The organism is Vibrio sp. YT-19(2023) (genome assembly GCF_033337395.1).
The window spans coordinates 1-697 of the sequence record NZ_JAWOQN010000505.1; the positions used below are offsets into that span (position 1 = coordinate 1).

General features: G+C 39.9%; 1 protein-coding gene. It reads left to right on the forward strand.

Translation table 11 applies throughout. From position 1 onward, the window contains the following. On the forward strand, nucleotides 1-194 hold a 194-nt coding region (locus tag R7E78_RS26785; protein WP_318058693.1), incomplete at its 5' end, for a helix-turn-helix domain-containing protein. Between the last annotated feature and the right edge of the window lie 503 nt (nucleotides 195-697).

Consider the following 697-nt stretch of genomic DNA (forward strand, 5'->3'; position numbering starts at 1 on the left):
TTAGCCAACGTCTAATGAAATTGCGGATCAATCATGCCGCAGATTTGCTGCAATCTACGTCGTTGCCGATTGGGATTGTGTTTGAGCGAGTCGGATATCGTAATCAAGCCCTGTTTAATCGCCACTTCAAAACGTACAAAGGACTAACACCACGCGACTACCGCCAGCATTATCAGCAGCGAATTCAGCCTTAATGGGAATGGTATGCAACTGCTAGTAAGAACGTGAAAAGAGTTACTCGACGGAAAGTGATGTGCAATTGGTATATTACTTGCAAAGTTTTTCAGGAATCATTATTAAGATTCAATGACAGTTAATTTAGGGAACTTGATTGCCATTTTTCTGTCATATCTCGTGAGTAATTTGACCGTGTCAGGAAGGTAATAATCGGTTTTAGGTGTCAAAAATGGCTGCAATAGAACCGTTTTTATCATTATGTTGTGAAATGAGTCACGGTTAAATAATTGGTTCCCTTATAGATTGAAGGGGATAAAAAACCTTAGACAATAAGCTCATAAAGAGCGTTACTTATAGAAGATGAGGGAGATTACTATGAAAAAAATGAGAAGGGCTCAGCTACATCGTGTTCGCATCCAGTACTGGAAAGATACGAAAGAAGCAACAGCTAAGAAAGCAGAGTTAACCGTACTCGAAGTCCTTGAGCTGGCAATAGAATTCAAACGTTCTCTACGCATTG